We start from the raw sequence: 25419 nt of genomic DNA, 5'->3' as shown, positions 1-25419 counted from the left end.
GTCCTCATCGCACCTTTCGTATCGTCGTGACGGCGTAGTGGCCTTTCGCCCGATCGGCATCGAATTCGACGAAGTCTCCCGGTTTCAGGTTCTTGAGCAGCGTGGGGTCCGCGACGGCATAGCCCGTCGTCATTTCCTCCATGTCAAGGTTGAACTTGCAGCCAGTGGTCGAGTCGTAGGGCGCCCTCAGCTACACCGCGTCCTATCGACCCGGACGTTGGTTTCCGATGCCTGTCGATTAGGCCGCGAGGGGCAAGGTATCGGCCCCGTAGCCGGCGGCTCGGACGGCATCGACAAAGCGTCCGACCGGGGCACCGGCGGTGCTGGCGATCGCGACCGTGCCGGCGGCGAGGTCGACCGCGACGGTGGCGCCGGCATCCACGGCGTGGATCGCGCGGGTCACCGACTTGGCGCAGCCGCCGCAGTTCATCCTGGTAACCTTGATCTCGAACATGACGACTATCCTGTTTGGTGACGTCATACCGAGATGGTGCTTCCCATGGTGGTAAGGTCAAGGGCCCTCGGATTGCTGATGCCGACCGATACCGCGCCGTCGATGGCCGGAGAGTGCGCCAATGACCCGGCATTCTCCGACCGCTCCATTCCCGCATTCGCCGATCATGCACGAAAGCTCGCCGCTCAGGGTAGTGAGCCAGGCGACCCGGGCGAGGTGGCGACGGGCAACTCGGTCATTTCGGCTCGGCTTGACGTGCCTAACCGGTCCTCAATGACGGTCGCCTAGGCATTCGCCGTGGTCGGACAGGACTTCGATGACCCGGCACTCGCCGACGCGTCCGTGCCCACATTCGCCGACCATGCGCGAGAGTTCGGCCCTTAAAGCGGTGAGGCGTTCGATGCGCCCGTCGACCTCGGCGAGATGCCGCCGGGCGATGACGTCGACCTCCGCGCAGGGAAGCTCCGGCCGGGCGTTAAGCGCGAGCAACTCGCGGATGGCATCGACCTCGAAACCGAGCTGCCGGGCGTGGCGGATGAAGGCCAGCCGCGCCACATGGGCCTGCCCGTAGCTTCGACGCCCCCCGGCGGTGCGTGGCGGGGCCGGCATCAGGCCGACATCCTCGTAGTAGCGCACCGTCGTCGCGAGGACGCCCGTGCGTTTCGATAGCTCGCCGATGGAAATTTCCATTTATCGCTTGCTCCTCCAGCCGCTGGAGGAATTAAGCCGTCGTCGACCCAGAAGGAAGACCGTCGATGGCCAGACCAGACGTCGCGATCCCCGGCCCACCAGACGACGCCATCCGATCCGCGATCCCGCCGCTCCGGCTGGTCGTCTCGGGAATGGATTGCGGCTCGTGCGCAGCGAAGATCGAGAACGCCGTCCGCCGCCTGGACGGGATCGTGGACGTCGCCGTCTCGGTCCCCGCCGGCACGGTGACGATCCGGCACCGCGCCGGCGTCACGCGGGCGACGCTGGCCGCCACCGTGACCTCACTCGGCTTCGGCGTCGCCGACCCTGCGGTCGATGGCGCTTCCGGGACGGGTGAACAACCGAACGTACCCGCATCCAAGGGGGACGATCCAGCGTGGTGGCGTGGCCCGCGGGGATGCCTCACCCTGGCGTGCGGCGGATCGCTCGCGGCGGCGTACCTTGCCGGCCAGGCCTATCCCGCAATGGCCCCCTACGCCTTCCTGGCGGCCATGGCGGTCGGCCTCGTGCCGATCGCCTGGCGGGCCCTCGTGGCAGCCCGCCTCGGGACGCCGTTCTCCATCGAGATGCTCATGACCATCGCGGCCGTTGGCGCGGTCTTCATCGGCGCCGTCGAGGAGGCGGCGAGCGTGGTGTTCCTGTTCCTCGTCGGCGAACTCCTCGAAGGCGTCGCGGCGAGCCGCGCACGTGCCTCGATCCGCGGCCTGACCGATCTCGTGCCGCGAACCGCCCTCGTCGAGCGTGACGGACGCGTCGAAGAGGTCCCGGCGGAGACGCTGATGATCGGATCGACGGTGATGGTGCGCCCGGGCGACCGCATCCCCGCGGACGGAACGGTGTCGGAGGGGATCGGCGAGGTCGACGAGGCGCCCGTGACCGGCGAGAGCGTGCCGAAGCGGAAGTCCGTGGACGATCCGGTCTTCGCGGGGACCATCAACGGCGGGTCCGTCCTGCGCGTGCGGGTCACAGCGGCGGCGCGCGACAACACCATCGCCCGGGTCGTCCGCCTCGTCGAGGAAACCCAGGACGCCAAGGCCCCGACCGAGCGGTTCATCGACCGCTTCTCCCGGTACTACACGCCGGCCGTCGTCGCGGTCGCGGTGCTGATCGCGACGGTGCCGCCGCTCCTCCACGGCGGCCCATGGCACGAATGGATCTACAAGGGCCTGGCGGTCCTCCTCATCGGATGCCCGTGCGCCCTGGTCATCTCGACGCCGGCGGCCATCGCGGCGGGTCTGTCGGCGGGCGCCCGCCGCGGCCTCCTGATCAAGGGCGGCGCCGTCCTCGAAACCCTCGGCACGGTCACGATGGTGGCCTTCGACAAGACCGGTACCCTGACCCTGGGGCAGCCCCGGGTCACGGACGTGGTCACCTTCGAGCGCTCCGAACGCGAGGTGCTGTCCCTCGCGGCCGCCCTGGAAAGCGGCTCGAACCATCCGCTCGCCCGCGCGATCCTGGCCAAGGCAAAGGAGGTCGGAGCCCCGGTCCCGCCGGCAGGCCCAGCCGAGGCCCTCGCCGGAACGGGAATTCTCGGGACGGTCGGCGGGATAGAAATCTTCCTCGGATCGGCCCAGGCGGCCGCCGGACGCGTCGACCTCACCCTTGAGCAGGCCTCGCGCGTCACGACCCTGACCGACGAGGGCAAGACGGTTTCCGTCCTCATCGCTGGCACCGCCGTGGCGGGGCTCGTGGCGATGCGGGACGAGCCGAGGCCCGACGCCGTGGAGGGCATCGCCGCTCTCCGCGCGCTCGGCGTCGACGTGGTCATGCTGACGGGGGACAACCGCAGGACCGCCGGTGCCATCGCGAAAACGCTCGGTATGACGCCCCGGGCCGAACTCCTTCCCCAGGACAAGCTGGGCATCGTCCGCGAGATGCAGGCGAGCGGCAAGGTCGTGGCGAAGGTCGGGGACGGCATCAACGATGCGCCCGCCCTGGCCGCTGCCAATGTCGGGATCGCCATGGGCGGCGCCGCGGACGTCGCGCTGGAGACGGCCGACGCCGCCGTCCTGCACGGACGGGTGGCTGACGTCGGCCGGATGATCGTCCTGTCGCGGCGGACGATGGCGAACATCCGGACCAACGTGGCGATCGCGCTAGGCCTGAAGGCGGTGCTGCTATGCACGACCGTCCTCGGCATCACCGGGCTCTGGCCCGCCATCCTCGCAGACACCGGCGCGACCGTGCTCGTCACGGCCAACGCGCTGCGGCTACTCCGGACCAGGATCTGAACGATAATGCCAAAGGATCACGACGACCACGACCAAGACCACGCTGACCATGGGCATGGGGACCATGGCGGGCATGCGCATGGACCGGGACACGCGCACGCCCCGGCGAGCTTCGGGAAGGCGTTCGCCATCGGCATCGCCCTCAACGTAGGCTTCGTCGCCGTCGAGGCCACCTTTGGCGTCCTCGCGAACTCGGTCGCCCTGCTCGCGGATGCCGGCCACAACCTCTCGGACGTGCTCGGCCTCGTGGTGGCCTGGGTCGCCATGGTGCTTGCCAAGCGCGCCCCAAGCGCCCGCTACACCTATGGGATGAAGGGGTCGTCGATCCTGGCGGCCCTTTTCAACGCGGTGTTCCTACTGGTCGCCGTCGGAGCCATCGCCTGGGAGGCGATCCAGCGCTTCGGCGAGCCAGCCCCGGTCGCCGGCAAGACCGTGATGATCGTGGCCGCGGTCGGCATCCTCGTGAACGGCGTCACCGCCTGGCTGTTCGCCTCCGGCGCCAAGGGCGACATCAACATCAAGGGCGCCTTCCTGCACATGGCCGCCGACGCCGCCGTCTCGGCGGGCGTGGTCATCGCCGGCCTCGTGATCCTCTATACCGGGTGGACCTGGCTCGATCCCGTCGTCAGCATCGCCATCGTCGCGGTCATCGTATGGAGCACCTGGGGCCTCCTGCGCGACAGCCTCACGCTGTCCCTCGCCGCCGTCCCGCCCGGCATCGATCCGGCCGCCGTCCGAAGCCACCTCAAAGGACTGCCGGGCGTCACCGCCCTGCACGACCTGCACGTCTGGGCGATGAGCACCACCGAGACCTGCCTGACGGCGCACCTTCTGATGCCCGGCGGCCGCCCCGACGACGCCTTCCTGATGGACGCAGCCGCCGGGATCAGGGAACGGTTCGGCATCGGCCACACCACCCTGCAGGTCGAGACGAGCGCCGACAACGCCTGCGCCCTCGCGCCCGACCACGTCGTCTGAGGGCGTGATGCCAGCCTGGGTCTATACGCTCATCCCCGCGGTCGCCGCCATCGTCGGAGCGGCGGTCGCGGTCAACCTGCGGCCAGGCCCGGTCCTGGTCAGCGCCATCCAGCATTTCGCGGCCGGCGTCGTCTTCGCCGCGGCGGCGGGCGAGATCCTGCCGGACCTCAAGCATGCCGGATCGATCTGGGCCACCCTAATCGGCGGCGGGCTCGGGGTTGCGGCGATGCTCGGCGTCCGCGCCCTGGAGCAACGCGTGAAAGGGCCGGTCGGCCTGATGTCGGTCACCGGCATCGACATCCTGGTGGACGGCCTGGTGCTCGGCATCGCCTTCGCGGCCGGGGGCAAGGCCGGCATCCTGCTCACCGTCGCCCTGACCATCGAGGTGCTGTTCCTCGGCCTGACGGTGGCCAACGAGCTCGGCGAGGGCGGCGCCTCGAAGCGGAAGGTCGTCGGCCTGACGGCCGCCCTTGTCCTCCTCCTGCCCCTCGGGGCGCTCCTCGGCGGGCCCATCGGCGCGCTACCAGCGGCCGTCCAGGGCGGCTTCCTCGCCTTCGGGCTGATCGCGCTCCTGTACCTCGTGACGGAGGAACTGCTCGTCGAGGCACACGAGACGGAAGACAGGCCCTGGGTCACCGCGATGTTCTTCGTGGGCTTCCTGCTCCTCCTCCTTCTCGACGAGATGATCGGCTGACCGGATTCCTCCGTCCCGGGGGTATCCCATCGTGGCGATGTCGGGGGATTGGCTGGGTGGACCGCACCGACGTACCGCCGCCATCGAAGGGCGGCCAATGGCGGCGAGCGTCGCAAAACCGTGATCGAGCGCCTCTGAACCGGCCGGTCCGTGGCCTCGCGATCCTCGTTCGCGAGGCCACGGGAGCACCGGAAGCCTCCAGGATGGATGAACGTAGGTTTCAGGCCCCGTTCAAGGCACCATGGCCATCCTGGCGGCATCATCCCACGAGGAACGAGCCATGCGCGCCCACATTTCAGCCCTACTCGCCGCAACCCTGATCCTCGCCCCCGCCGCGGCGTCGGCCCAATACTACGGCGGCGATTTCGATCGGCGGGGCGGCGCCCATGTCGACCGCTACCATCACGGCGACCACGACGACGTCGTCATCCACCGTCCGCAACGGGATTATGGCGACCGAGCCTTCTATGGGGAGCGTCGGTTCTACGGCGAGCGCGAGCACCACCACCATCATCATCACGACGATTATTGAGGCTCCGTCCTCGTCGAGGGTCACCCGGCATATACGGGTGGCCCTGAATGGTTCATAAGGCGACCATGACCACGGGACCCCGGATCAGGGCCTACGAGACGATGCGCGGCTGGTGGGCGACCACCGTCCGCGGGCTTTCGCTCGTCCTGGTCATGGCGCTCGTGGTCCCCGGCGCGATCCATTCCGCCGAGGCACATCGGTCCGTCAGTCACGAACTCTCCATGTCGGCCCCGACGGATGTCGCCCGAACGGATCACGCCGATACCTGCCCGGCCTGCCACGCCAACTGCGGCTGCCACCAAGCCCTGAACGTCGACGTGACGCCTGCCCTCCCGTCCCGCGGGAACGCGCGCGCCTCCTATGCGACCGTAACCACTGCCATCGGATCGGTCTCGCCCGACCGCCTTCCCAGGCCGCCTCGCGCCTGAGGCGACGTCGCCACGTCCGTGGCACGTCCCGGCCGGCCCCTCGCAGGACCCTGCCGCCTCACCATCGCGAAACCCCAGTACGGGACCGTCCCAAGCCGCACGAACGGCGTTGCGACGTCCCCGGCGGACCCGGTCCTTTCCCATGCGTGCATTTCTTTCCGTGGCCTTCCTGGCCATCGGCATCGCCATCGGCGGTGCCTTCCCCCGCGTGTCCGAGGTCGTGCAGGGCGCACTCGCCGCCGCCGGCCTGACGAACGCCCGGGCAGCGCCGCCGACCAACGCAGCCATGATCAAGCCGACGACCGCAGCCGCCGACGACGGGCACGGTCAGGGCGAGCCCGGCCATGAGCATGCCGTGGGTGAGGCTAAGCCGGAAGCGGGCGGCCACAAGCACGCCGAGGGCGAGGCGCACGGCCACGACGAGGAGGGCGAGGGCAAGATCAAGATGTCCGCCGAGCAGGCCGCCGAGCAGGACATCAAGCTGGCGACGGTCGAGGGCGGCACCCTATCGCGCCACCTGCTGGTGCCGGGCACCATCGCCCAGGACGCGGACCGGATCGCACGGGTGCCCGTGCGCGTCGTCGGCACCGTCTCCGAGATGCGAAAGCGCCTCGGCGAGGAGGTCGCCAAGGGCGAGGTCGTGGCCGTCCTCGACAGCCGCGAGGTGGCCGAGGCGAAGAGCGACTTCCTCACCGCGACGGTCAAGGCCGACCTGGAGAAGACGAACTTCGACCGGCAGCAGGCGCTCTGGGACAAGCGGATCTCGGCGGAATCGGCGTTTTTGAACGCCAAGGCCGCATACTCGGAGGCGACCCTGCGCGTCGACCTCGCCCGGCAGAAGCTGTCGGCCCTGGGGCTGAACGCGGCCGAGGTCGCGACGTCCGCCAAGAAGGACGAGACCACCCCGAACCTGTCGTCGCTGCGCCGCTACGAGCTCAAGTCCCCGCTCGCCGGCCGCGTGGTCGAGCGTAAGGTCGATGTCGGAACCGCAGTGGGCAAGGAGGGCGATCCGGCCGACGTCTACACGGTCGCCGACCTGTCCTCCGTGTGGATCGAGCTCGCCATCCCGACCACGGAGCTCTCGAAGGTCCGCGAGGGCGCCAAGGTCACCATCGTCGGAGGCGACGATGGTCCCCGCGGCGAGGGCAAGGTCGTCTTCGTCAGCCCGATCCTCAACCCCGAGACGCGCTCGGCCCGGGTCATCGTCGCCCTGCCGAACAAGGACATGGCCTGGCGCCCCGGCACCTTCGTGACCACCGAGGTCGAGATCGCGCAGGACAAGGTCGGGGTCCGGCTGGCGAAGTCCGCCATCCAGACCATCGGTGGCGAGAAGGTCGTGTTCGTTCGCACAGCGGAGGGCTTCGAACGCCGGGACGTGACCATCGGCAAGGCCGACGACGACGCCTTCGAGATCCTCTCGGGGCTGAAGCCCGGCGACGAGGTTGCTGTCGCCAACTCTTTCGTCCTGAAGGCCGAGCTCGGCAAGGCCGAAGCCGACCACGACCATTGAGCGGGGACCGGCCATGATCTCGAAGATCCTCGACTTCTCCGTCCACCAGCGCTGGCTCGTGGTGCTCCTGTCGCTCTTAGCGGCCGGCTTCGGAGTTTTCTCGCTGACCAAGCTCCCCATCGACGCGGTGCCGGACATCACCAACAACCAGGTGCAGATCAACACCACGGCGCCTTCCCTCAGTCCCGTGGATATCGAGAAGCAGGTGACATACCCGGTCGAGACCGCGCTCGCCGGCATCAAGGGGCTGGAATACACCCGCTCGCTTTCGCGCAACGGGTTCTCCCAGGTCACCGCCGTCTTCTCCGAAAAGCTCGACATCTACTTCGCACGGCAGCAGGTCGCGGAGCGGATCGGCGAGGCCAAGTCGACCCTGCCGCCGGGGGCCGAGCCGCACATGGGCCCGATCTCGACGGGCCTCGGCGAGATCTACATGTGGTCGATCCACTACGCCCAACCGAAGGATCGTAAGGTCTCCCCGGACGGCAAGGCGGGCTGGCAAGGTGACGGGAGCTACCTGACCCCGGAGGGCCAGCGGCTCGCGACCGAGCTCGAACGCACCGCCTACCTGCGTACGGTCCAGGACTGGATCATCCGCCCCCAGGTGAAGACCGTGCCGGGCGTCGCCGGCGTCGACAGCATCGGCGGCTTCGACAAGCAGTACCATGTCCAGCCGGACCCGATGAAGCTGACGGCCCTCGACCTGTCGTTCGCCGACATCGGCCGGGCGCTGGAGGCCAACAACGCCAACCAGGGCGCGCGCTACCTGGAGGACAACGGCGAGGGCTACGTCGTGCGCGCCGCCGGCCGCCTGGAGACCATGGAGGACATCGGCTCCGTGGTCGTGACCACGCGCGGCGGCGTGCCGGTGCGCATCTCCGACATCGCCGAGGTCCGGATCGGGCGCGACCTGCGCACCGGGTCGGGCAGCGAGGACGGGCGCGAGGTCGTCATCGGCACCGCCCTGATGCTGATCGGCGAGAACAGCCGCACCGTGGCGGCGGCCGTCGACGCCCGCATGGCCGAGATCCGCCGCACGCTCCCGCCCGGCGTCGAGGTCCAGACCGTCCTCAACCGGACCCTGCTGGTCGAGGCCACGATCCGGACCGTGGCCAAGAACCTGGCCGAGGGCGCCGCCCTCGTCATCGTCATCCTGTTCCTGCTGCTCGGCAACATCCGCGCCGCCATCGTCACGGCGCTGGTGATCCCGGTGGCGATGCTGATGACCATGACCGGCATGGTCCAGGGTCGGATCAGCGCCAACCTGATGAGCCTCGGCGCCCTCGACTTCGGCCTCATCGTCGATGGGGCCGTCATCATCACCGAGAACGCCCTTCGCCACCTCGCCGAGAGACAGGGGGAGCTCGGGCGCAAGCTCGACCTGGAGGAGCGCCTCGTCACCGTGCGCGCCTCGGCCGAGGAGATGATCAAGCCGTCCCTCTACGGGCAGGCCATCATCATCCTCGTCTACGTGCCGCTGCTCACCTTCACCGGGGTCGAGGGCAAGATGTTCGAGCCGATGGCGCTCACCGTCATCATCGCCCTCGTCTCTGCCTTCGTTCTTTCGCTGACTTTCGTGCCGGCGATGATCGCCATCGTCATCACCGGCAAGGTCACGGAGAAGGACAACGTCATCATCCGCGGGATCAAGGCGGCCTACCGTCCGGTCCTCGGTGCCGCCCTGCGCGTCCCGATGACCTTCGTCGCCGTCGCCCTGGTCCTGCTCGTCGGCGCCGGTTTCCTGTTCACAAAGCTGGGGCAGGAGTTCATCCCCCAGCTCGACGAGAAGAGCATCGCGCTGAACGCCCAGCGCATCCCGTCGACCTCGCTGACCCAGTCGCAGGCGATGCAGCTGAAGGTCGAGCAGGCCATCAGCCGATTCCCCCAGGTCGCCTACGTCTTCTCGAAGACCGGCACCGCCGAGGTCGCCTCCGACCCGATGCCGCCGAGCTCGTCCGACACCTTCGTCATCCTGAAGCCGCAGGAGGAATGGCCCGAACCGGACCTGTCCAAGGCCGACCTGCAGGAGCGGATCGAGAAGACCCTGGGGGGGCTCGCCGGCAACGTCTACGAGTTCTCGCAGCCGATCCAGCTTCGCTTCAACGAGTTGTTGGCCGGCACCCGCGGCGACCTCGCCGTGAAGGTGTTCGGCGAGGAGTTCGAACCGATGCTCAAGGCCGCCAACCAGGTCGCCGCGATCCTGCGCGGGACCGAGGGTGCCGACGACGTCAAGGTCGAGCAGACGGCGGGCCTGCCGTTCCTGGAGATCAAGATCAACAAGACGGAAGCGGCCCGCCTCGGCCTGAGCACGTCCTCGATCCAGGACGTCATCGGCGCGGCCATCGGCGGCCGCGAGGCCGGCATGGTGTTCGAGGGCGACCGCCGCTTCCCCATCGTCGTGCGCCTCAACGACAAGGTGCGCGAGGACCGCGAGGCGCTGGAGAACATCCCGGTGCCCCTGCCTGCGGGACTGAACGGGCGCGCCGCTTCGGTGCTGCTTAAGCAGGTCGCGAGCTTCTCGGTCACGGAAGGGCCGAACCAGATCTCGCGCGAGAACGGGCGGCGGCGGGTCGTGGTCACGGCTAACGTGCGCGGTCGAGACATCGGCTCGCTCGTTTCCGAGGCGCAGGCCAAAGTCGCATCGGGGGTCCAGCTACCGGCGGGCTACTACGTGACCTGGGGCGGGCAGTTCGAGAACCTCGCCTCGGCCCGGCAGCGCCTGATGGTCGTTGTCCCGGTGTGCTTCTTCCTGATCTTCCTGCTGCTGTTCTCGGCCCTGAACTCGGCGCGGGACGCCCTCCTGGTGTTCAGCGCGGTCCCGCTGGCGTTGACCGGCGGCATCGCCGCCCTGTGGCTGCGGGGGATGCCGTTCTCGGTGCCCGCTGCGGTGGGCTTCATCGCCCTGTCCGGGGTGGCGGTGCTCAACGGCCTCGTGATGCTGACCTACATCAAGCAGCTCATTGCGGAAGGGCGGCCACGGCGCGAGGCCATCCTGGAGGGTGCGATGACCCGGCTCCGGCCGGTGGCGATGACGGCCCTCGTGGCATCGCTCGGGTTCGTGCCGATGGCGCTGGCGACCGAGACGGGGGCCGAGATCCAGCGGCCGCTCGCCACCGTGGTGATCGGCGGATTGATCAGCGCGACCCTGCTGACCCTCGTTGTCCTGCCGGCCCTCTACGCGCGCTTCGCTGGTGCCGTCGCCCCGAGGAAGGCCACCGTCGAGAAGGATGGTCCCCATGCACGCCCCGTCCTGCCCCAGGCGGCGGAGTAAGCCGATGCCTCGCCGCCCCATGCTCGCCCTGGCGATGTTGGCGTGGACAGGCGCGGCCTTGGCCGTGGAACCGACGGCCGGCGAGGCGCCGTTCGGATTGGCCTGGGGAACCGTAGACCGAGTCGACGCGCCTTCGATGGTCGACCGCGAGGCGAACCTGACCGGTCTGTACTATTTCCACGACCGTCCGCTCGCCTCGGGACCCGACACCGTCGAGGTGGTCCTGGTGGTGTGCAGGGAGCAGGGCCTGCAGCAGGTCGTCTGGCTCGGGCGGCCACTCGATGGACCGGCTTACGACACCGCCCTGGAGACCATCCGGCGCGAGGGGGTGCGCCGTTACGGCGAGCCACGGCCGGGCCCCGCCCCGGGGTCGCTGGTATGGCCCTCGGGCCGGGCTGTCCTGGCGACGCGCACGTCGCCGGACGGCACCCGCGCGTTGGTGATGTCCATGTCCGGCCCGGATTACGCGGCCTGCTCGGAGAACCACCGCACTGTCACTGGCCACCCCGCCGGTGCCCACATGGCGGACCTGATCGGCGAGACAGTCCCTTGAGTGTGCCGAAGCGTCATGTGCGGGTACGCCTCGTCGCCCATTCGATAATGCTTCGGTATCGGATCATGGGGCGATGACCGGCAAGAAGCTCGCCCGGCAGATCGGGGAATGGGGGGGCGGAAGCAGGCGCCGACGCAAGGTACGGCCGCATGTCCTGAAGGCGGCGCAACGGTCCTTCCTGATGGCGTCGTTGGCCATCGCCGCCGTGCTTTTCTTGTATTGTTGGCTACACACGTAGCGATAAGGCCGCCTGGCGCCCATTGAATGCTTCCGCATGCGGAGCCATCAGGGTGGCGAGAACGATGTCCTCAAGCTCTCGCCATGCTTGTCGGCCTACAACTGGACGGTGTCGCCTCGATAGCGGGCGAAGGTGCCGCGCCCGGACGGCCCGAACAGGACGACGTCGTAGACGTCCGGCTCCATGCCCTCGACCACCATGCCTGGCGATCCGGTCGGCATCCCCGGCACAGCCAGCCCCGTACCCTGGGGCTTCTCCACCAGGAGGCGCTTGATCGCCCCGGCCGGGACGTGCCCCTCGACGACGTAGCCGCCGACCTGGGCGGTGTGGCAGGAGGCGAGTTCCCTCGGGACCCCGAGGCGGACCTTGAGCGGGTTCACGGGCCCCTCGGTCACCGTCACCGTGAACCCGTTTTCGCGGAGGTGCGCCACCCATTTCTCGCAGCAGCCGCAGGTCGGGTCCTTCGTCACCGCGACCGTTGGCAGGCCCTGCGCCAGGGCATGCCGCCCGAAGGCCACCGATGCCGCCATGCCCAGGACCACGGCGCGCCGGGTCGTCCTCGTCGTGTCGATCATGTTCGCTCTCCCGTCCTCACTCGGCTGCCAACGGTAATGTTTCACGTTCGACGGATTTCACCGCGGTATCGGACCTCGGTAGCCCCCAGCCCTTGACCAAGCCGTAGACCGCCGGGATCACCACGAGCGTCAGCACGGTCGACGAGACCATCCCGCCGATCATCGGCACCGCGATGCGCTGCATGACCTCGGAGCCGGCGCCGGTGCTCCAGAGGATGGGGATGAGGCCGGCCATGATGGCGGTGACCGTCATCATCTTCGGGCGCACCCGCTCGACCGCGCCGACCATGATGGCCCGCCGCAAATCCTCGCGGGACAGGGGCCGCCCCTCGCGGTCACAAGCGGCCCGGACCTCGTCGAGGGCGTGGTCGAGGTAGACCAGCATGATCACGCCGGTCTCGGCCGCGACGCCGGCGAGCGCGATGAAGCCGACCGCAACCGCCACGGACATATTGAAGCCCATCCACCACATCAGCCAGATGCCGCCGACCAGGGCGAACGGCAGCGACAGCATGACGATGAGCGTCTCGGTCAGGCGCCGGAAGTTGATGAACAGCAGCAGGAAGACGACGAGCAGCGTCAGCGGCACCACCACCTTCATGCGCGCCTCGGCCCGCTCCAGGTACTCGTACTGCCCGCTCCACTGCAAGGTCGTGCCCTGGGGCAGTTTCACCTCCCTCGATACGGCGGCGCGTGCGTCGGCGACGTAGCCGCCGAGGTCGCGTCCGCTCAGGTCGACGAAGATGTAGACCGCGAGCTGGCCGTTCTCGGTGCGGATCGAGGTCGGTCCGCGGGTCAGCGCCACCTTGGCGACCTCGCGCAACGGCACCGTGCCCCCGGCCGGCAGCGGCACCTGCACCTCGTCGGCGATGGCCCGCGGATCGGACCGGAAGGCCCGCGGGTAGCGCACGTTGACCGTGTAGCGCTCGCGCCCTTCGACGGTGTTCGTCACGCTCTGGCCGCCGAGTGCGGTCGCGATGACGTCCTGCACGTCCCCAACCATCAGGCCGTAACGGCCGAGCGCCTCCCGGTCCGGTGTGATGTCGAGGAAGTAGCCGCCGATGACCCGCTCGGCGTAGGCGCTGGACGTGCCCGGCACGTTGCGCACCACCGCCTCGACCTGGCGGGCGACGCCCTCCATCTCCTTCAGGTCCGTTCCCAGCACCTTGATGCCGACGGGCGTGCGGATGCCGGTCGAGAGCATGTCGATGCGGGCGCGGATCGGCTGCGTCCAGGCGTTCGACACGCCCGGGAACTGCAGCGCCTTGTCCATCTCGGCCTTGAGCGAGGCCTGCGTCACCCCCGGGCGCCACTCTGCCTGAGGCTTCAGGGTGATGATGGTCTCGAACATCTCCATCGGCGCCGGGTCGGTCGCGGTGTTGGCGCGACCTGCCTTGCCGTAGACCGAGGCCACCTCCGGGAAGGACTTGATGATGCGGTCCTGGGTCGCCAGCAGCTCGGCGGCCTTGGTCACCGACACGCCCGGCAGGGTCGTCGGCATGTACATCAGCGTGCCCTCGTTCAGGTCGGGCATGAACTCGGAACCGAGTTGCCGGGCCGGCCAGACGGTCGCCGCGAGGATGCCAAGGGCGAGCAGGATGGTGAGGACGCGAGCTCGCAGCACGCCGGCGATGAGCGGCCGGTAGAGCCAGATGAGGAGCCTGTTCAGCGGGTTGCGGTGCTCCGGGATGATCCGGCCCCGCACGAACAGCACCATCAGCGCCGGAACCAGGGTCACCGACAGGATCGCGGCCGCCGCCATGGCGAAGGTCTTGGTGAAGGCCAGCGGCCCGAACAGCCGTCCTTCCTGGCTCTCCAGGGTGAAGATGGGCAGGAACGAGACCGTGATGATGAGGAGCGAGAAGAACAACGACGGACCGACCTCGGAGGCTGCCTCCACCAGGATCTCGACCCGGGGCTTGCCCGGCGGCGCCCGCTCCAGGTGCTTGTGGGCGTTCTCGATCATGACGATGGCGGCGTCGATCATGGCGCCGACCGCGATGGCGATGCCGCCGAGGCTCATGATGTTGGCGCCCAGACCCAGCGCCCGCATGCCGACGAACGCCATGAGGATTCCCACGGGCAGCATCAGGATGGCGACGAGCGCGCTCCGGACGTGCAGCAGGAACACGATGCAGACGATGGAGACGACGATGCTCTCCTCGACGAGCGTGTGACGCAGGGTCTCGATGGCCGCGTCGATGAGCTGCGAGCGGTCGTAGACCGGCAGGATCTCGGTGCCCGCGGGCAGGCTTTTCGCCACCTCCGCGAGCTTCGCCTTCACCCCCTCGATGACGTTCAGCGCGTTCGCGCCGAAGCGCTGCAGGACGATGCCGCCGGCGACCTCGCCCTCGCCGTTCATCTCCGTGAGGCCTCGCCGCTCGTCCGGGCCGAGCTCGACGCGGGCCACGTCCCGGACCCGCAGCGGCGTGCCGCCCGCGGTCTTCAGGACGATGTTCTCGATGTCGGCGACGCTGCGCAGATAGCCGCGGCCGCGCACCATGAACTCGAACTCGGAGAGTTCCACCGTGCGGCCGCCGACGTCGGCGTTGCTCGACCGGATCGCGTCCCGGAGCTTGTTGAGGCTGATGCCCTGCGCCCGCAGCCGGTTTGGGTCGACCACGACGTTGTACTGCTTGACGAAGCCGCCGACGCCGGCGACCTCGGCCACGCCCTCGGCGCGCGAGGCACCGAACCGGACGACCCAGTCCTGCAGCGACCGGAGTTCCGCGAGCGTTCGCTCCTTGGCGACCACGACGTACTGGTAGACCCAGCCCACGCCCGTCGCGTCGGGCCCGAGCGTCGGGGTCACGCCGGCCGGGAGCTTGCTGGCGGCGGCGTTGAGGTATTCGAGCACCCGCGAGCGGCCCCAGTACGGATCGGTGCCGTCCTCGAAGATGATGTAGACGAACGACACGCCGAAGAACGAGAAGCCCCGCACGACCTTGGCCTTCGGCACCGTCAGCATGGCGGTGGTCAGCGGGTAGGTGACCTGATCCTCCACGACCTGCGGAGCCTGACCCGGGTACTCGGTGTAGACGATGGCCTGCACGTCCGAGAGGTCGGGGATGGCGTCGAGCGGAAGGGTCCGCAGCGCCAGGACGCCGGCCGCGACCGCGAACACGGTTCCGACCAGCACCAGGACGAGGTTGCGGGCCGACCAGCCGATGAGGCGCGCGATCATGGCGTCGCTCCCGCGTCGGCGGCCTGCCGGTCGTCCTTGGGGGGCGCCATGCCCTGCAGCGCCGCCTTCAGGTTGCTCTCGGCGTCGATGAGGAAGTTCGCCGCCGTCACCACCGTGTCGCCGGCCGCGACGCCGTCGCGGATCTCGGTGTAGCCGCCGCCGCGCACGCCGACCTTCACGGCCTTGGGCTCGAAGCGACCCTGGCCCCGGTCGATCAGCACGACCTGGCGCTCGCCGGTGTCGATGACCGCGTCGTCCGGCACCGCCACGACCGGCTTGGCGTCGCCCGTCGCGATCTCGACGTCGGCGTACATGTCGGGCAGGAGCGTGCCGTCCGGGTTTTGGAGCTCGATGCGCACCCGCGTGACCCGGGTCTCAGGGTTCACCTGCGGGTAGATCACTCCGACCTTGCCGGTGAAGGTACGGCCCGGGGCCGAACGCAGGCGGATCGTGGCGACCTGCCCGACGCGGACGTTGGCGAGGTCGCGCTCCGGCACGTCGGCCAGTACCCACATCGTCGCGATGTCGCCGATGCGGAACAGGGTGTCGCCGGCCGCGGCCTTCATGCCCTCGATGGCGGTCCGCTGCAGGACGATGCCGTCCCGGGGCGCAGACCACGTGATCGCCATCGGCACCTTCCGGGTGCGCTCCATCTCCTCGATGACCGCCTCGGAGACGTTCAGGTTCTGTAGGCGCCTCCGAGACCCGTCGAAGCCGGGGTTGGCGATGAGCTGGGCCGCCGCCGCGTTGATCTCGGGCGAGTAGACGTGGACCAGCGCCTGGCCCTTTCGGACGCGGTCGCCGGTGGTGACGTTCTCGACGTGGTCGACGTAGGCGTCCGAGCGGGTCGCGATGACCGTCACCCGACGCTCGTCGAGGGCGACCGTTCCGGGCACCCGGACGGGCTGCGCCACGACCCGGCGCTCGACGACCTCGGTCCGCACGCCGGTGCGCTGGACCTTGCCGGGCGAGAGGGTCACGACGTTGCCGTCGCTGTCCTCGCCTTCGTAGACGGGGATGTAGTCCATCCCCATCGAATCCTTCTTGGGCGTCGCCGAGGTGTCCGGCAGGCCCATCGGGTTGCGGTAGTAGAGCAGCTTGCGGGTGCCCGCGTCGGGCTTTTCGGCCTTCGTCGTTCCAGGCGCCGCCGTGTCGTGCCCGGGCACGTCGTGCCCGGCCATGTCGGGGGACATCGCCTCGCCCTCCCGGGCCTTGTCGAAGCGCACGTCCTCGCTGGCCCGCACCGCCCGGAAGTCGTGCCCGTCCGCAGTGGTTCTCGGCGACGCGGAGTAGACGGGCTTCCCATCAGGATCCTGGTAGTACACCACCTGACCCGAGACCTTCGCCGACGCCGGCGCCTGCGGACCCGCCATGGCGGCCGGAACCCGGTGGGCGAATTCGGTCCGTGCGCGCTCGACGAGGACCGGAGCGAGGCTGCCATCATGCCACGCCCAGTACCCGGCGCCCCCAACCGCGAGCGCGGCGAGTGAGCCGACGAGCCATGCCGAGCGGCTCATTTGACGGCCTTGAAGACGAGCTTGTCCTCGACCGTGCCTATCTCGCCCTGGACCTTCGCCCCCAGCGACAGCCGCCAGCCTCCGGCCATCGTGAGCTTCGCCTTGAAGCGGTAGAGGCCCGGCTCCGTGGAGGAAATCTGCTCGATCGTCGAGGTCATCTCGTTCATGCTGTCGGGCGCCATGTCGATGCGCTTGGCGAAGATCACCGCGTCCGGCACCGGCTTGCCGGTACGCTTGTCCACGAGGCGCACCGAGAGGACGGCCTCGCCGACCTTCGCCTCTGTCCGGGTCAGCTCGAAGGCGTAGTCCTTGATGCCGGCGAGCGCCGGCATGGCCGTTACCGACAGGGCGGCACCGAGCAGCGCGGCCGCGAGAGCGCGCGCGAGGGGGTTCTTGATCACGGGGTTCGTCTCCTGAACACGATGGATGGCCACGCGTGGACGCGCGGCATCGTGCCGGCGCTCACGCCGGCGGCATCGGGCTCAGGCTCGGGGGGGCTCGGGTAACGGGGGGCCGTACACGTTGGCGAAGGACGCCGCATCGGGCCAAGCCCGGCTCGTCCGCGTCGCCACCGGTGCCGGGACGGACGCCGCGGTCGGCGGGAGGGAGGCGATGCTGGCGAGGCAGAGGGCCAGCAGCGGACAACCCGCCTTGGCGCAGTCGGGCTTCGCCGCCTTCCCGGGCGGGCAGCACGGCATGCCGGCCATGTCCGTGTCGCCCACGTCCATCCCCGCCATGGCGGCATGGTCCAGGGCCGGCGTCGCCACATGCGATGCCAGCGCCTGCGCGGTCATGAACGCGCGCATGCCCGCGGCGGCCGCGGGAGCGGCCACCGGCGTCAGGGCGAGGCTGAGGACCGCCATGAGCGGCAACAGTCGCCGAAGGGCGATCAAGAACGTCACGAATTCATGATGCCAGTTTTTCGATCCGGGCGGAAGGCCAGTGTCGGAGGAGATGGCCCGTCCCGCGTAGGGATGGTCAAGGCTCCGTTCCGTCGGTCGGCAAACCCGCCGACCGACCGCGTCGGGATGGTGTCCCGGGCCCCCATCCCTCGTGAGCCTGCCGGACCTCGCCATGGCGCGTCCGGCGTGGCCCGCCATGGCCATTCCCGGGCGCCGGGAAACGCGACGCTCCGACACCCTGCAAGCCCGAACTGCCGGTCCGGGACATGCGGGAGCGTCAGAAGTTCTGGGAGGGCGACGCCGGCGGGCGGGCGTCAGGGCGGCGGGGCACCGCGTTGATCGATCCGGTCGTCAGGCCGACTTCCGGCGGTTCGACGTAATGCGGCGTGGCCCGTTGCGACTGATGGGTTTGAGGCAGGAAACGGGCCGGGACGTTGTCCATCCACCCCGCCAGTGCGTAACCCGGAAGTCCGGCGAGCATGGCAATGCCTGCGAAGGCGGTGATGATCTTGCTTTTCATGGCGGGACCCGTTTTTTCCGGTGGGAAGCTTGCTGCTCCTCATCCTTAAGTCCGGATGTCCTGGGCTTACCGTTACAGCGCGTCGCAAAGCTTTTGTTTGGTACGGCCGGTGTCGCCTGGCGCGGCGCCTTGCTCACCCGGTGGGAGAGGCGCCTGCAATCGCCTGCGGGATGCGTACGGTTCGGCACGCCGCTCGCACGGGCGCGGGGCGGGTAGGACGGATCGTGCCCGTCATGGCCGATTCCCAATCTCGGAGATACTGCACCGAGGCCCGGCGGCATGAAGCGCCGACCGGCGAGCGGGCGCCGGAACCGTCACGTCGCCCATCGAAATCGGTCGGGCAGTCCGGAGGATGTCACGAAACGGACCGCTACCAGCGAAGGAGGCGCGGTCCCAGGAGCGCCCCGGCCAGCGTGCAGATGGCGATCGTCCCCCCGTACCAGACGGCGACGAACGGAACGGTGTCGTCCATGCAATGCAGCGAATAGCCGAGGGCGCTGACGGCACCCGCGGAGAGGCCGACCAAGGCACCCGCCCGCAAGAGATCCGTCGGCGCCCCGAACCGTCGAACAGCCCACGTGATTACGGCGAACGGAACGATGGCGATCACGGGAATCGAGACGAGGCATTCGAGCCAGGTATGGCCGGATATCTGGCCGTGCCAATGCGCGGGCGGTGTCATCGAGAGGCTCACGCCCGCGAGCGCCGCGACCGCCAGGAAGGGTGAGGCCACGACCCCGAGATGCACGCGGCTCTCGCCGCCCGGCCTGGCGGCCCTGACGAGGTACCGCAGCGCGAGCCCCCCGACCGCGGCCGCGAACGCGACCTTCAACGCGAGGAACAGGAGCGGCCGGGCTTGCGTGAGGCCGGGGCGCAAGCCGAGGAACGCCAGCGCAAGGAACAGCGCGGCGGTCGCGCCGACCGCGACCGCCAGCGCGAGCCGGCGCGTCATCCAGGGCGTCCCGACCGGTTCGCGCTCGAAGCTGGTGCCCAGCAGGCCGATGAGTTCGTCGGTCTTCATTTCGTCCTGCCTCCCACGAACGACGCCAGGGCCTTCAGGCCGCGATGGACGCTCACCTTGACCGCCGTCTCCGACATCCCGGCCCGCTCGGCCGCCTCCGCCGCGCTCAAGCCCTCAACCTTCATCGACCTGATCGCCAGCCGTGCCTTCGCGGGCAACCGCGCGAGCAGGCGCTCGACGTCGAGAGTGCTCTCCGTCGCCGTATGATCATCGGCGGCCATGAGTTCGCCGGCGTCCTCGACCGGGACGTCTGCCGTCCCGGGCCGGGTGCGCCGCAGGTGATCGATGAGCTTGTAGCGTGCGATGGCGTAGACCCATGGGGTCACCGGTTGGGTGACGTCATAGGTGTGGCGTCGGGTATGGACCGCCATCAGGGTCTCCTGGACCAGGTCCTCGGCCTCGGTGTCGCCGCGTCCCGACCGGCTCAACTTGTTCCTATAGTATGCGCGAAGGTGCGGTCCCAGGCATTCCAGGAACCGACGATAGTCCGCGGATCGGCCCAGCAGGCCTTCCGTCAGGAGCGTACGGAGCTCGACCTCGCGGTGGATCACGGGGCCCGGTCGTCCTCGGCGCGGGCCGGACGTATCCCGCTTCCACACGGCGGCGTGGGTGTGCGTGACAACGCGGCCATCGAAGGCTGACGGGCTTGTCGGCTTCCCGGCTTCACGGACGGCCAATCGCGCGCGTCGATGCCGACATGGGACAGCTCTCTTACGGCGACGTTGCGCTTGACCCCCTCCCGCACCTTCTCGAAGGCGCGCACCTCGATCTGGCGAACGCGCTCGCGCGATACGCCGAACTCGCCCGAAAGGTCCTCCAGCGTGATCGGGTCGTCGGCGAGCCGGCGCGCCTCGAAGATGCGCCGCTCTCGCGGATTGAGGACGCTCAGCGCGTCGCGGAGCGCCGTCAGGCGGTTCTTGCCCTCCTGCTCGCGCACGAGCACCGTCTCCTGGCTCGGGCTGTTGTCCACCAGCCAGTCCTGCCACTCGCCCTCGCCCTCCTCGCGCAGGGGCGCGCTGAGGGAGGCGTCGCCGGAGAGGCGGCGGTTCATGTCGATGACGTCCTGCTCGGGCACGCCGACACGGGTCGCGATCTGCTTCACCTGATCGGGCCGCAGGTCGCCCTCGTCGAGGGCCGAGATCTTGCCCTTGGCCTTGCGCAGGTTGAAGAACAGCTTCTTCTGGTTGGCAGTGGTACCCATCTTCACGAGCGACCACGAGCGCAGGACGTATTCCTGGATCGCGGCCTTGATCCACCACATCGCATAGGTGGCCAGCCGGAAGCCCTTGTCCGGATCGAAGCGCTTGACCGCCTGCATCAGCCCGACGTTGCCCTCCGACACCACGTCGCCGATCGGCAGGCCGTAGCCGCGATAGCCCATGGCGATCTTGGCGACGAGACGCAGGTGTGATGTCACGAGGCGGTGCGCGGCCTCCCGGTCACCCCCGCCGCGCCAGCTCTTGGCGAGAGTGAGCTCCTCGTTCGGCTCCAGCATCGGAAACCTGCGGATCTCGTCGAGGTAACGCGACAGGCCTTCGCCCGAGGAAAGATCAGCGAGCGTGCCTGCCGTCATGATTGTCCGCTCCCTCTCGCAGGAACACCGGCACCGGTGGGACCGGCGGCGTTGCGCAGCTCCGACCGCCCGCGTCGGTCGCGCGAACAACGGGTCGACCGTCACATCCATCAATCCGACGAGAAGACCGGGAAGGTTACATCGCACGATACGCGTGAGCCGACGCCACGGAGCCCGAGGCACGCATCCGCCTCGGGAAGGTCATCGCTGCCGCAGGCCGGACCGCGGCTGTCCCGTCCGAGATAAATCCGACTATACCCCCGGATCGTATATGGGCAATGTCGCGTTCCATAGGCCGTCCACGATCCGATGGGAGACGACGATGAACAAGCCATTCTTTGCATTCGCCTTGGCGGTATCCGCCTCTTTGGCGCTGTCCCTTGCCGGGCATCCCGCCAGGGCCGACGACGGACCCTCCGTAACCATCCATGGCGACCATCACGATGGCCATCATGACGAACATCACGTCGTCGAAGAGCATCGAGAGATGGGACACCACGAAGACCATCACGAGGTCGTGCACGAGCATGGCCACGGCGAGGACGGACACTCCGACGACCGGCATTGACGGGTCTTAGGCTCATGACGTGATGTCGAGCGACGGAGTTGCAAGTCCGTCAAGCGGACGCGTGTCGCTCGACATCGCGATTTGCCAAGCTTACATTTCGTCATTAAACCTCCACGGGGTATGATGGCCTCGGCGACCGCGGGCTCATGAGCCGGCGCGGTCGCCGATGAGGTTTCGTGGCGATTGCTGGGTAGCCGGCGATACCGCCCTCGGGGACCGCGGCTTGACCCTGGCAGGTTGTTCGGCCGGCGGTTTCCGACGGGTGCCGCATTCGTGGCTCGAAGCGGAAAGCGACCCCGGGGCTCCGGCGCACCTGCCGCAACATCATCCTACGTCGTCCCTGGAGCTCCGGCATGTTCGAGATCATCCCCAACTGGCATCCGGTCGTCGTTCATTTCACGGTGGCGCTCCTCCTGACCGCCTCCGTCCTCTTCGTCGCCGGCACCTTGCTGGCTGCACGGCCGTCAGGGGGCGCGGCCACCATAGCGGCACGATGGAACCTCGGCATCGGCTTGCTGGTGACGGCGGCCACGCTGATAACGGGCTGGTGGGCCTACAATTCGGTGGCGCACGACGAGGTGTCTCACGTTAACATGACCGTCCATCTGCGCTGGGCCCTCGGCACGGCGCTCGCCTTCGTCGCGGCCGCCGTCGCCGCCTGGTACGACCGCAGGAGGCCGGCGGGCGCCGGGATCGTGCTGATCGCCCTGCTCGCGGCGGGGTCGGGGGCCCTGGCCGTGACGGGATGGCTCGGCGGCGAGAATGTCTACCGCTACGGGCTTGGTGTCATGGCCCTCCCGAAGTCGGACAGCCACGCGCATCCCGGAAGCGCGGGAGGACACCCCTCAGATCACGATCACGGCGCACGCGCCGGGGACGCGACCTCGAATCCGGACCCGGGCGGGACCGGCCCAGGGAAGGGGTCGGCATCCGATGCCCATGCCCACGACCACACCCACTGAACCGGTGTGGGGTTGTCATCGTGGCCGTCGTGCCGCCAGCTCAGCGATATGCCCCCGAGCCGTTGTCCGCCGGGTCCTCCCTCAAGCCTTCGGACCCGGCCCCACATCGATTCGACGGTCCTCCCCGGCGACGCTTAAATTCGATGCCTCCGGGCCGATGCCATGACGCCTTGATCTGCGAGGTCCGTTCCGACGCCACCGGAAGGGGCGCCTGCGGTTTCGCGGAAACCGCCGCAGACCGCGCGCGAAGACTGACTTCGCGGCTTCGCGTTCCTTCCCCAACCGTCGCTCGAACAGCGATTATACGGATGCCCTCCGAAGACATCGTTGCCCAAATCCAACAGCTTACCCTTTCCCCGGCTTCGTCTCGGGCGATGCATTGCCGGAGCCGGAACGACGTGCGATGTTCACGTTGGATTAGGAAAGGTCCCTGATCGTTGGTCGTCCTGCGCACATTTGTGCTCTTCGTGGTCGCGTTGGCCGTGGCCGTCGCGCCGGCTGCGCCGTGCACGATGGCGCATGCCGCGGCGGCACACCGGCATGCGGACCACGCGAAGCCCGCGGTCTCGCCCGAGGCTGGGCGGCATGTGCACCACGACCACGGCGAGGCATCGAGACCGTCGGCTCCGTTCGTCAACGTGGTGGCCTCGGAACGCGGCTCGCCGGCAGTGGACCTTTCGGCCGCCCGATCGACGTCCCAGGAGCCGGGTTGCCCCGAGCACCGTCAGCGGGCCCACAAGGGCCCTTGCCTGGCGGCCTGCTGTACCCTCGCCGGCCAGGTCGCGCTACCGACGGCATCCTGGTCGGGGGCATGCCTCGAAGCGCATTCGTCCGACCGCGTGCTGATCGCGCAGGAAGACGGCGTCGTCGACGCCCATCCGACTCGGATCGAACGGCCGCCGAGGCTCGGCGCCTGACGCGCGGGCGCGACTAGCGCCCGCCTACGGCCGCTCCGGCGGGACGGCCATCGAGATCACCCCAGCAATCCGACCGCCGTTGGCGCGGACGGCGACGTGCGTCCCCGCCGTGGGACGGACCGCCGGAGCGACGCCCATGGTCACCGTGCGCGGCCGGTCATGTCCGTTCGGGATAACCACGATGTTCAAGTTGCCAAGACCGGCCGCGCTCGCGGCGGTCCTTCCGCTCGCGGCCTGCGTGCCGGCGGGCGGCCCCGAGCGGCTCGTCATGCCGGCGGATCCGACCGTTGCCGTCCGCTCCCCCCGCTATTCCTCGGTGACGGCGGGCGTGAAGCGCTTCGATGTCGTCGAGCCGAAGGACTGGCGTGAGCTCAACCGTCAGGTCGGGCCCAAGCCCGGCGCCGGCGGCATGGAGGGCATGCCGGGGATGGAAGGGATGCCCGGCATGGGCGGCAAGCGCGACGCGGGAGGCCGATGATGGCCTGCCGCTGTAACGAAACGGGTGCCGCGCCCGGACTATCGGTCATGAGGGACGCACGATGACCGCGCCGCGAGATGTCGGCACGATTGCGCACGGGGCGGCCGAGGCCGCCCTGGCGCGCCACCTGCGCACCGCCGTGACCCTGTCCGTGATCGGATTGGTCCTTGGCGGATGCGCGAGCTTCTCGCCGGACGCCGGCCTGTCCGTCGCCGGTGATTACGCCGCGCTCGAATTGCGCAAGGACATCGTGAAGGCGAGCGACGAAGGCTTCGCGCCCACGGCGGAAGCCCGGGTGGACCAGCTGCTGCGGCGGTCCCTGACGGCCGACGGCGCCGTGCAGGTCGCCCTCCTCAAGAACAAGGGGCTGCAGGCGGCGTTCAACGACCTCGGCGTGTCGGAAGCGCAGTTCGTCCAGGCCACGCTGCCGCCGGCTCCGAGGTTGGCCATCACCCAGTGGGGGCTTGGCTTCAACACCGACATCGAGCGTTCCGTGGTGGGCAGCCTGCTGGAGCTGGCCACGCTGCCGGCGCGTACGGAGATCGCGCGCGACCGTTTCCGGGCCGACCAGTACAATGCGGCCGAGCAGGTGCTGCGGCTCGGCGGCGAGGCGCGGCGGCAGTTCTATCGCACCGTGGCCGCCAATCAGGCGACGGGCTTCCTGGAGCAGGCGCTGGCCGGCGCCGGGTCGGCCTCGACGCTGGCCAAGCAATTGGGGGAGACCGGCGCGCTGAACAAGCTGGAACAGGCGCGCGAGCACGCCTTCTACAGCGAACTCGGCGCCCAGCTCGGCAAGGCCAGGGTCCAGCAGCGTGCGGAGCGGGAGCGGCTGACCCGCCTCCTCGGCCTCTGGGGACGGGAGGCTGACTTCAAGCTTCCGAACGGCCTGCCTTCGCTGCCGGGCCGCCTGACGAGCGGGCAGCAGATCGAGGCCGAGGCGATGCGGAAGCGAACCGACGTGCAGGCGGCCCGCTTCGAGCTGCAATCGCTCGTCGGTCAGTACGGCCTCAACCAGGCCAGCGGCTTCGTCAGCGTCTTCGATGTCGGGTTCGCCAATCAGTACACCCGGTCCAGGACCGTCGATGCGGGCGGCGCAAGGACCGACCGGAGCAGCCTGAACGGCTACTCCGCCGACGTCGTCATCCCGATCTACGATTTCGGCACGACGGCGGTACGCGGGGCGAAGGAGACCTACCTCGCAGCCGCCAACCGGCTTGCCGAACGCGCCGTCAACGCCCGCTCCGAGGTGCGTGAGGCCTACCAGCGCTATCGTGGGCAGTACGACATCACCCGTCACTACCAGACGAGCGTCCTGCCGCTGCGCAGGACGATCCTGGACCAGTCCCTGCTCCAGTACAGCGGCATGCTCCTGGACGTCACGACGCTCATCGTCGACGCGCGCGCCAGGATCGTGAGCAACATCCAGGCCATCGAGGCGCAGCGCGACTTCTGGATCGCGGCGACCGACCTCAAGGCCGCGACCGTCGGCGGCGGCTTCTCGGGCGGCGGCTTCGGGGGCGAGCCGGCGGGCGGCAGCGGCGCGACGAGCCTGGCGGTGGCGACGCCCGGCGGCTGAGAGCGGCCTTCGGGTCATCGAACGAC

The 25419-nt window shown here is 69.1% G+C and carries 25 protein-coding genes and 1 pseudogene; 14 read left to right on the top strand and 12 right to left on the bottom strand.

Going from position 1 to position 25419, the window contains the following annotated elements:
• Positions 1-4: 4 nt before the first annotated feature.
• The gene (locus MKK82_RS26435; RefSeq protein WP_082643200.1) at positions 5-142 is read right to left on the bottom strand and encodes a copper-binding protein; all 138 of its coding nucleotides are present in this window, start codon (positions 140-142) and stop codon (positions 5-7) included.
• A gap of 96 nt (positions 143-238) precedes the next feature.
• Positions 239-454 carry a heavy-metal-associated domain-containing protein gene (locus MKK82_RS26430; RefSeq protein ID WP_243987299.1) on the bottom strand — a complete coding sequence of 72 codons (216 nt, stop codon included), beginning with the start codon at positions 452-454 and terminating at the stop codon, positions 239-241.
• Positions 455-532: 78 nt separating this feature from the next.
• Between MKK82_RS26430 and MKK82_RS26425 the strand changes: the two genes are divergently transcribed.
• The gene (locus MKK82_RS26425) at positions 533-742 is read left to right on the top strand and encodes a hypothetical protein (RefSeq protein WP_152997471.1); all 210 of its coding nucleotides are present in this window, start codon (positions 533-535) and stop codon (positions 740-742) included.
• On the opposite strand, the gene MKK82_RS26420 is transcribed toward MKK82_RS26425, so the two are convergent.
• Positions 725-1144, bottom strand: coding sequence for a MerR family transcriptional regulator (locus MKK82_RS26420; RefSeq protein ID WP_058191701.1), 420 nt, complete (start codon positions 1142-1144; stop codon positions 725-727). The two genes, MKK82_RS26425 and MKK82_RS26420, sit on opposite strands and share 18 nt — an antisense overlap.
• Positions 1145-1209: 65 nt before the next feature.
• On the opposite strand from MKK82_RS26420, the gene MKK82_RS26415 reads away from it, so the two are divergent.
• From MKK82_RS26415 to MKK82_RS26380, 8 genes are all read left to right on the top strand, one after another.
• Positions 1210-3396 carry a heavy metal translocating P-type ATPase gene (locus MKK82_RS26415; protein ID WP_243987298.1) on the top strand — a complete coding sequence of 729 codons (2187 nt, stop codon included), beginning with the start codon at positions 1210-1212 and terminating at the stop codon, positions 3394-3396.
• A 6-nt stretch (positions 3397-3402) separates the two neighbouring features.
• On the top strand, positions 3403-4374 hold the full coding sequence (locus tag MKK82_RS26410) for a cation diffusion facilitator family transporter (protein ID WP_058191699.1): 972 nt from the start codon (positions 3403-3405) through the stop codon (positions 4372-4374).
• A gap of 7 nt (positions 4375-4381) precedes the next feature.
• Entirely contained in the window at positions 4382-5068 is a 687-nt protein-coding gene (locus MKK82_RS26405; RefSeq protein WP_058191698.1) for a hypothetical protein, read from the top strand.
• 280 nt (positions 5069-5348) lie between these two features.
• Entirely contained in the window at positions 5349-5600 is a 252-nt protein-coding gene (locus tag MKK82_RS26400; RefSeq protein WP_058191697.1) for a hypothetical protein, read from the top strand.
• Between the two features lie 65 nt (positions 5601-5665).
• A complete protein-coding gene (locus MKK82_RS26395) occupies positions 5666-6028 on the top strand; it encodes a hypothetical protein (protein ID WP_243987297.1) in 363 nt (120 codons plus the stop codon).
• Positions 6029-6170: 142 nt separating this feature from the next.
• The gene (locus MKK82_RS26390) at positions 6171-7538 is read left to right on the top strand and encodes an efflux RND transporter periplasmic adaptor subunit (protein ID WP_058191696.1); all 1368 of its coding nucleotides are present in this window, start codon (positions 6171-6173) and stop codon (positions 7536-7538) included.
• A gap of 13 nt (positions 7539-7551) precedes the next feature.
• Positions 7552-10809, top strand: a complete 3258-nt coding sequence (locus MKK82_RS26385) for an efflux RND transporter permease subunit (RefSeq protein WP_243987296.1) — start codon at positions 7552-7554, stop codon at positions 10807-10809.
• A gap of 4 nt (positions 10810-10813) precedes the next feature.
• Positions 10814-11362, top strand: coding sequence for a hypothetical protein (locus MKK82_RS26380; protein ID WP_058191819.1), 549 nt, complete (start codon positions 10814-10816; stop codon positions 11360-11362).
• 333 nt (positions 11363-11695) lie between these two features.
• Here MKK82_RS26380 and MKK82_RS26375 read toward each other — a convergent pair whose 3' ends face one another.
• The 9 genes and pseudogenes from MKK82_RS26375 to rpoH form a co-directional block, all read right to left on the bottom strand.
• Positions 11696-12175, bottom strand: coding sequence for a DUF411 domain-containing protein (locus MKK82_RS26375; protein ID WP_058191694.1), 480 nt, complete (start codon positions 12173-12175; stop codon positions 11696-11698).
• A gap of 16 nt (positions 12176-12191) precedes the next feature.
• Positions 12192-15359 (bottom strand): efflux RND transporter permease subunit, encoded by a 3168-nt coding sequence (locus tag MKK82_RS26370; protein WP_243987295.1) that lies wholly within the window; start codon positions 15357-15359, stop codon positions 12192-12194.
• Positions 15356-16876 carry an efflux RND transporter periplasmic adaptor subunit gene (locus tag MKK82_RS26365; RefSeq protein WP_058191692.1) on the bottom strand — a complete coding sequence of 507 codons (1521 nt, stop codon included), beginning with the start codon at positions 16874-16876 and terminating at the stop codon, positions 15356-15358. The genes MKK82_RS26370 and MKK82_RS26365 overlap by 4 nt, the downstream gene beginning before the upstream one ends.
• Positions 16873-17277: a FixH family protein gene (locus MKK82_RS26360; RefSeq protein WP_058191818.1), complete on the bottom strand. Its 405-nt coding sequence runs from the start codon at positions 17275-17277 to the stop codon at positions 16873-16875. Before MKK82_RS26360 ends, MKK82_RS26365 begins: the two co-directional genes overlap by 4 nt.
• A gap of 81 nt (positions 17278-17358) precedes the next feature.
• Positions 17359-17778 (bottom strand): hypothetical protein, encoded by a 420-nt coding sequence (locus MKK82_RS26355; RefSeq protein ID WP_147724608.1) that lies wholly within the window; start codon positions 17776-17778, stop codon positions 17359-17361.
• Between the two features lie 277 nt (positions 17779-18055).
• Positions 18056-18298: a hypothetical protein gene (locus tag MKK82_RS26350; RefSeq protein WP_058191690.1), complete on the bottom strand. Its 243-nt coding sequence runs from the start codon at positions 18296-18298 to the stop codon at positions 18056-18058.
• Between the two features lie 370 nt (positions 18299-18668).
• Positions 18669-19319, bottom strand: coding sequence for an NrsF family protein (locus MKK82_RS26345; RefSeq protein WP_147724606.1), 651 nt, complete (start codon positions 19317-19319; stop codon positions 18669-18671).
• Positions 19316-19870 carry a sigma-70 family RNA polymerase sigma factor gene (locus MKK82_RS26340; RefSeq protein ID WP_147724604.1) on the bottom strand — a complete coding sequence of 185 codons (555 nt, stop codon included), beginning with the start codon at positions 19868-19870 and terminating at the stop codon, positions 19316-19318. The genes MKK82_RS26345 and MKK82_RS26340 overlap by 4 nt, the downstream gene beginning before the upstream one ends.
• Positions 19871-20022: 152 nt before the next feature.
• Positions 20023-20892: pseudogene (rpoH, locus tag MKK82_RS26335) on the bottom strand (RNA polymerase sigma factor RpoH); the annotation flags it as partial.
• A 322-nt stretch (positions 20893-21214) separates the two neighbouring features.
• On the opposite strand from rpoH, the gene MKK82_RS26330 reads away from it, so the two are divergent.
• The 5 genes from MKK82_RS26330 to MKK82_RS26310 all read left to right on the top strand — a co-directional run bounded on the left by MKK82_RS26330 (position 21215) and on the right by MKK82_RS26310 (position 25393).
• Positions 21215-21460 (top strand): hypothetical protein, encoded by a 246-nt coding sequence (locus tag MKK82_RS26330; protein WP_152997470.1) that lies wholly within the window; start codon positions 21215-21217, stop codon positions 21458-21460.
• A 353-nt stretch (positions 21461-21813) separates the two neighbouring features.
• On the top strand, positions 21814-22422 hold the full coding sequence (locus MKK82_RS26325) for a DUF2231 domain-containing protein (RefSeq protein WP_152997469.1): 609 nt from the start codon (positions 21814-21816) through the stop codon (positions 22420-22422).
• A gap of 437 nt (positions 22423-22859) precedes the next feature.
• Positions 22860-23339 carry a hypothetical protein gene (locus MKK82_RS26320; RefSeq protein WP_058191687.1) on the top strand — a complete coding sequence of 160 codons (480 nt, stop codon included), beginning with the start codon at positions 22860-22862 and terminating at the stop codon, positions 23337-23339.
• Positions 23340-23475: 136 nt separating this feature from the next.
• Positions 23476-23817, top strand: a complete 342-nt coding sequence (locus tag MKK82_RS26315) for a hypothetical protein (RefSeq protein WP_243987292.1) — start codon at positions 23476-23478, stop codon at positions 23815-23817.
• A 61-nt stretch (positions 23818-23878) separates the two neighbouring features.
• On the top strand, positions 23879-25393 hold the full coding sequence (locus MKK82_RS26310) for a TolC family protein (RefSeq protein WP_243987291.1): 1515 nt from the start codon (positions 23879-23881) through the stop codon (positions 25391-25393).
• Positions 25394-25419: the final 26 nt, after the last annotated feature.

The organism is Methylobacterium sp. E-046, assembly GCF_022829625.1.
GTDB classification, from domain to species: Bacteria; Pseudomonadota; Alphaproteobacteria; order Rhizobiales; family Beijerinckiaceae; genus Methylobacterium; species Methylobacterium longum.
The sequence above is the reverse complement of the archived record's forward strand: the minus strand, read 5'-3'. Positions and strand labels throughout refer to the sequence as shown.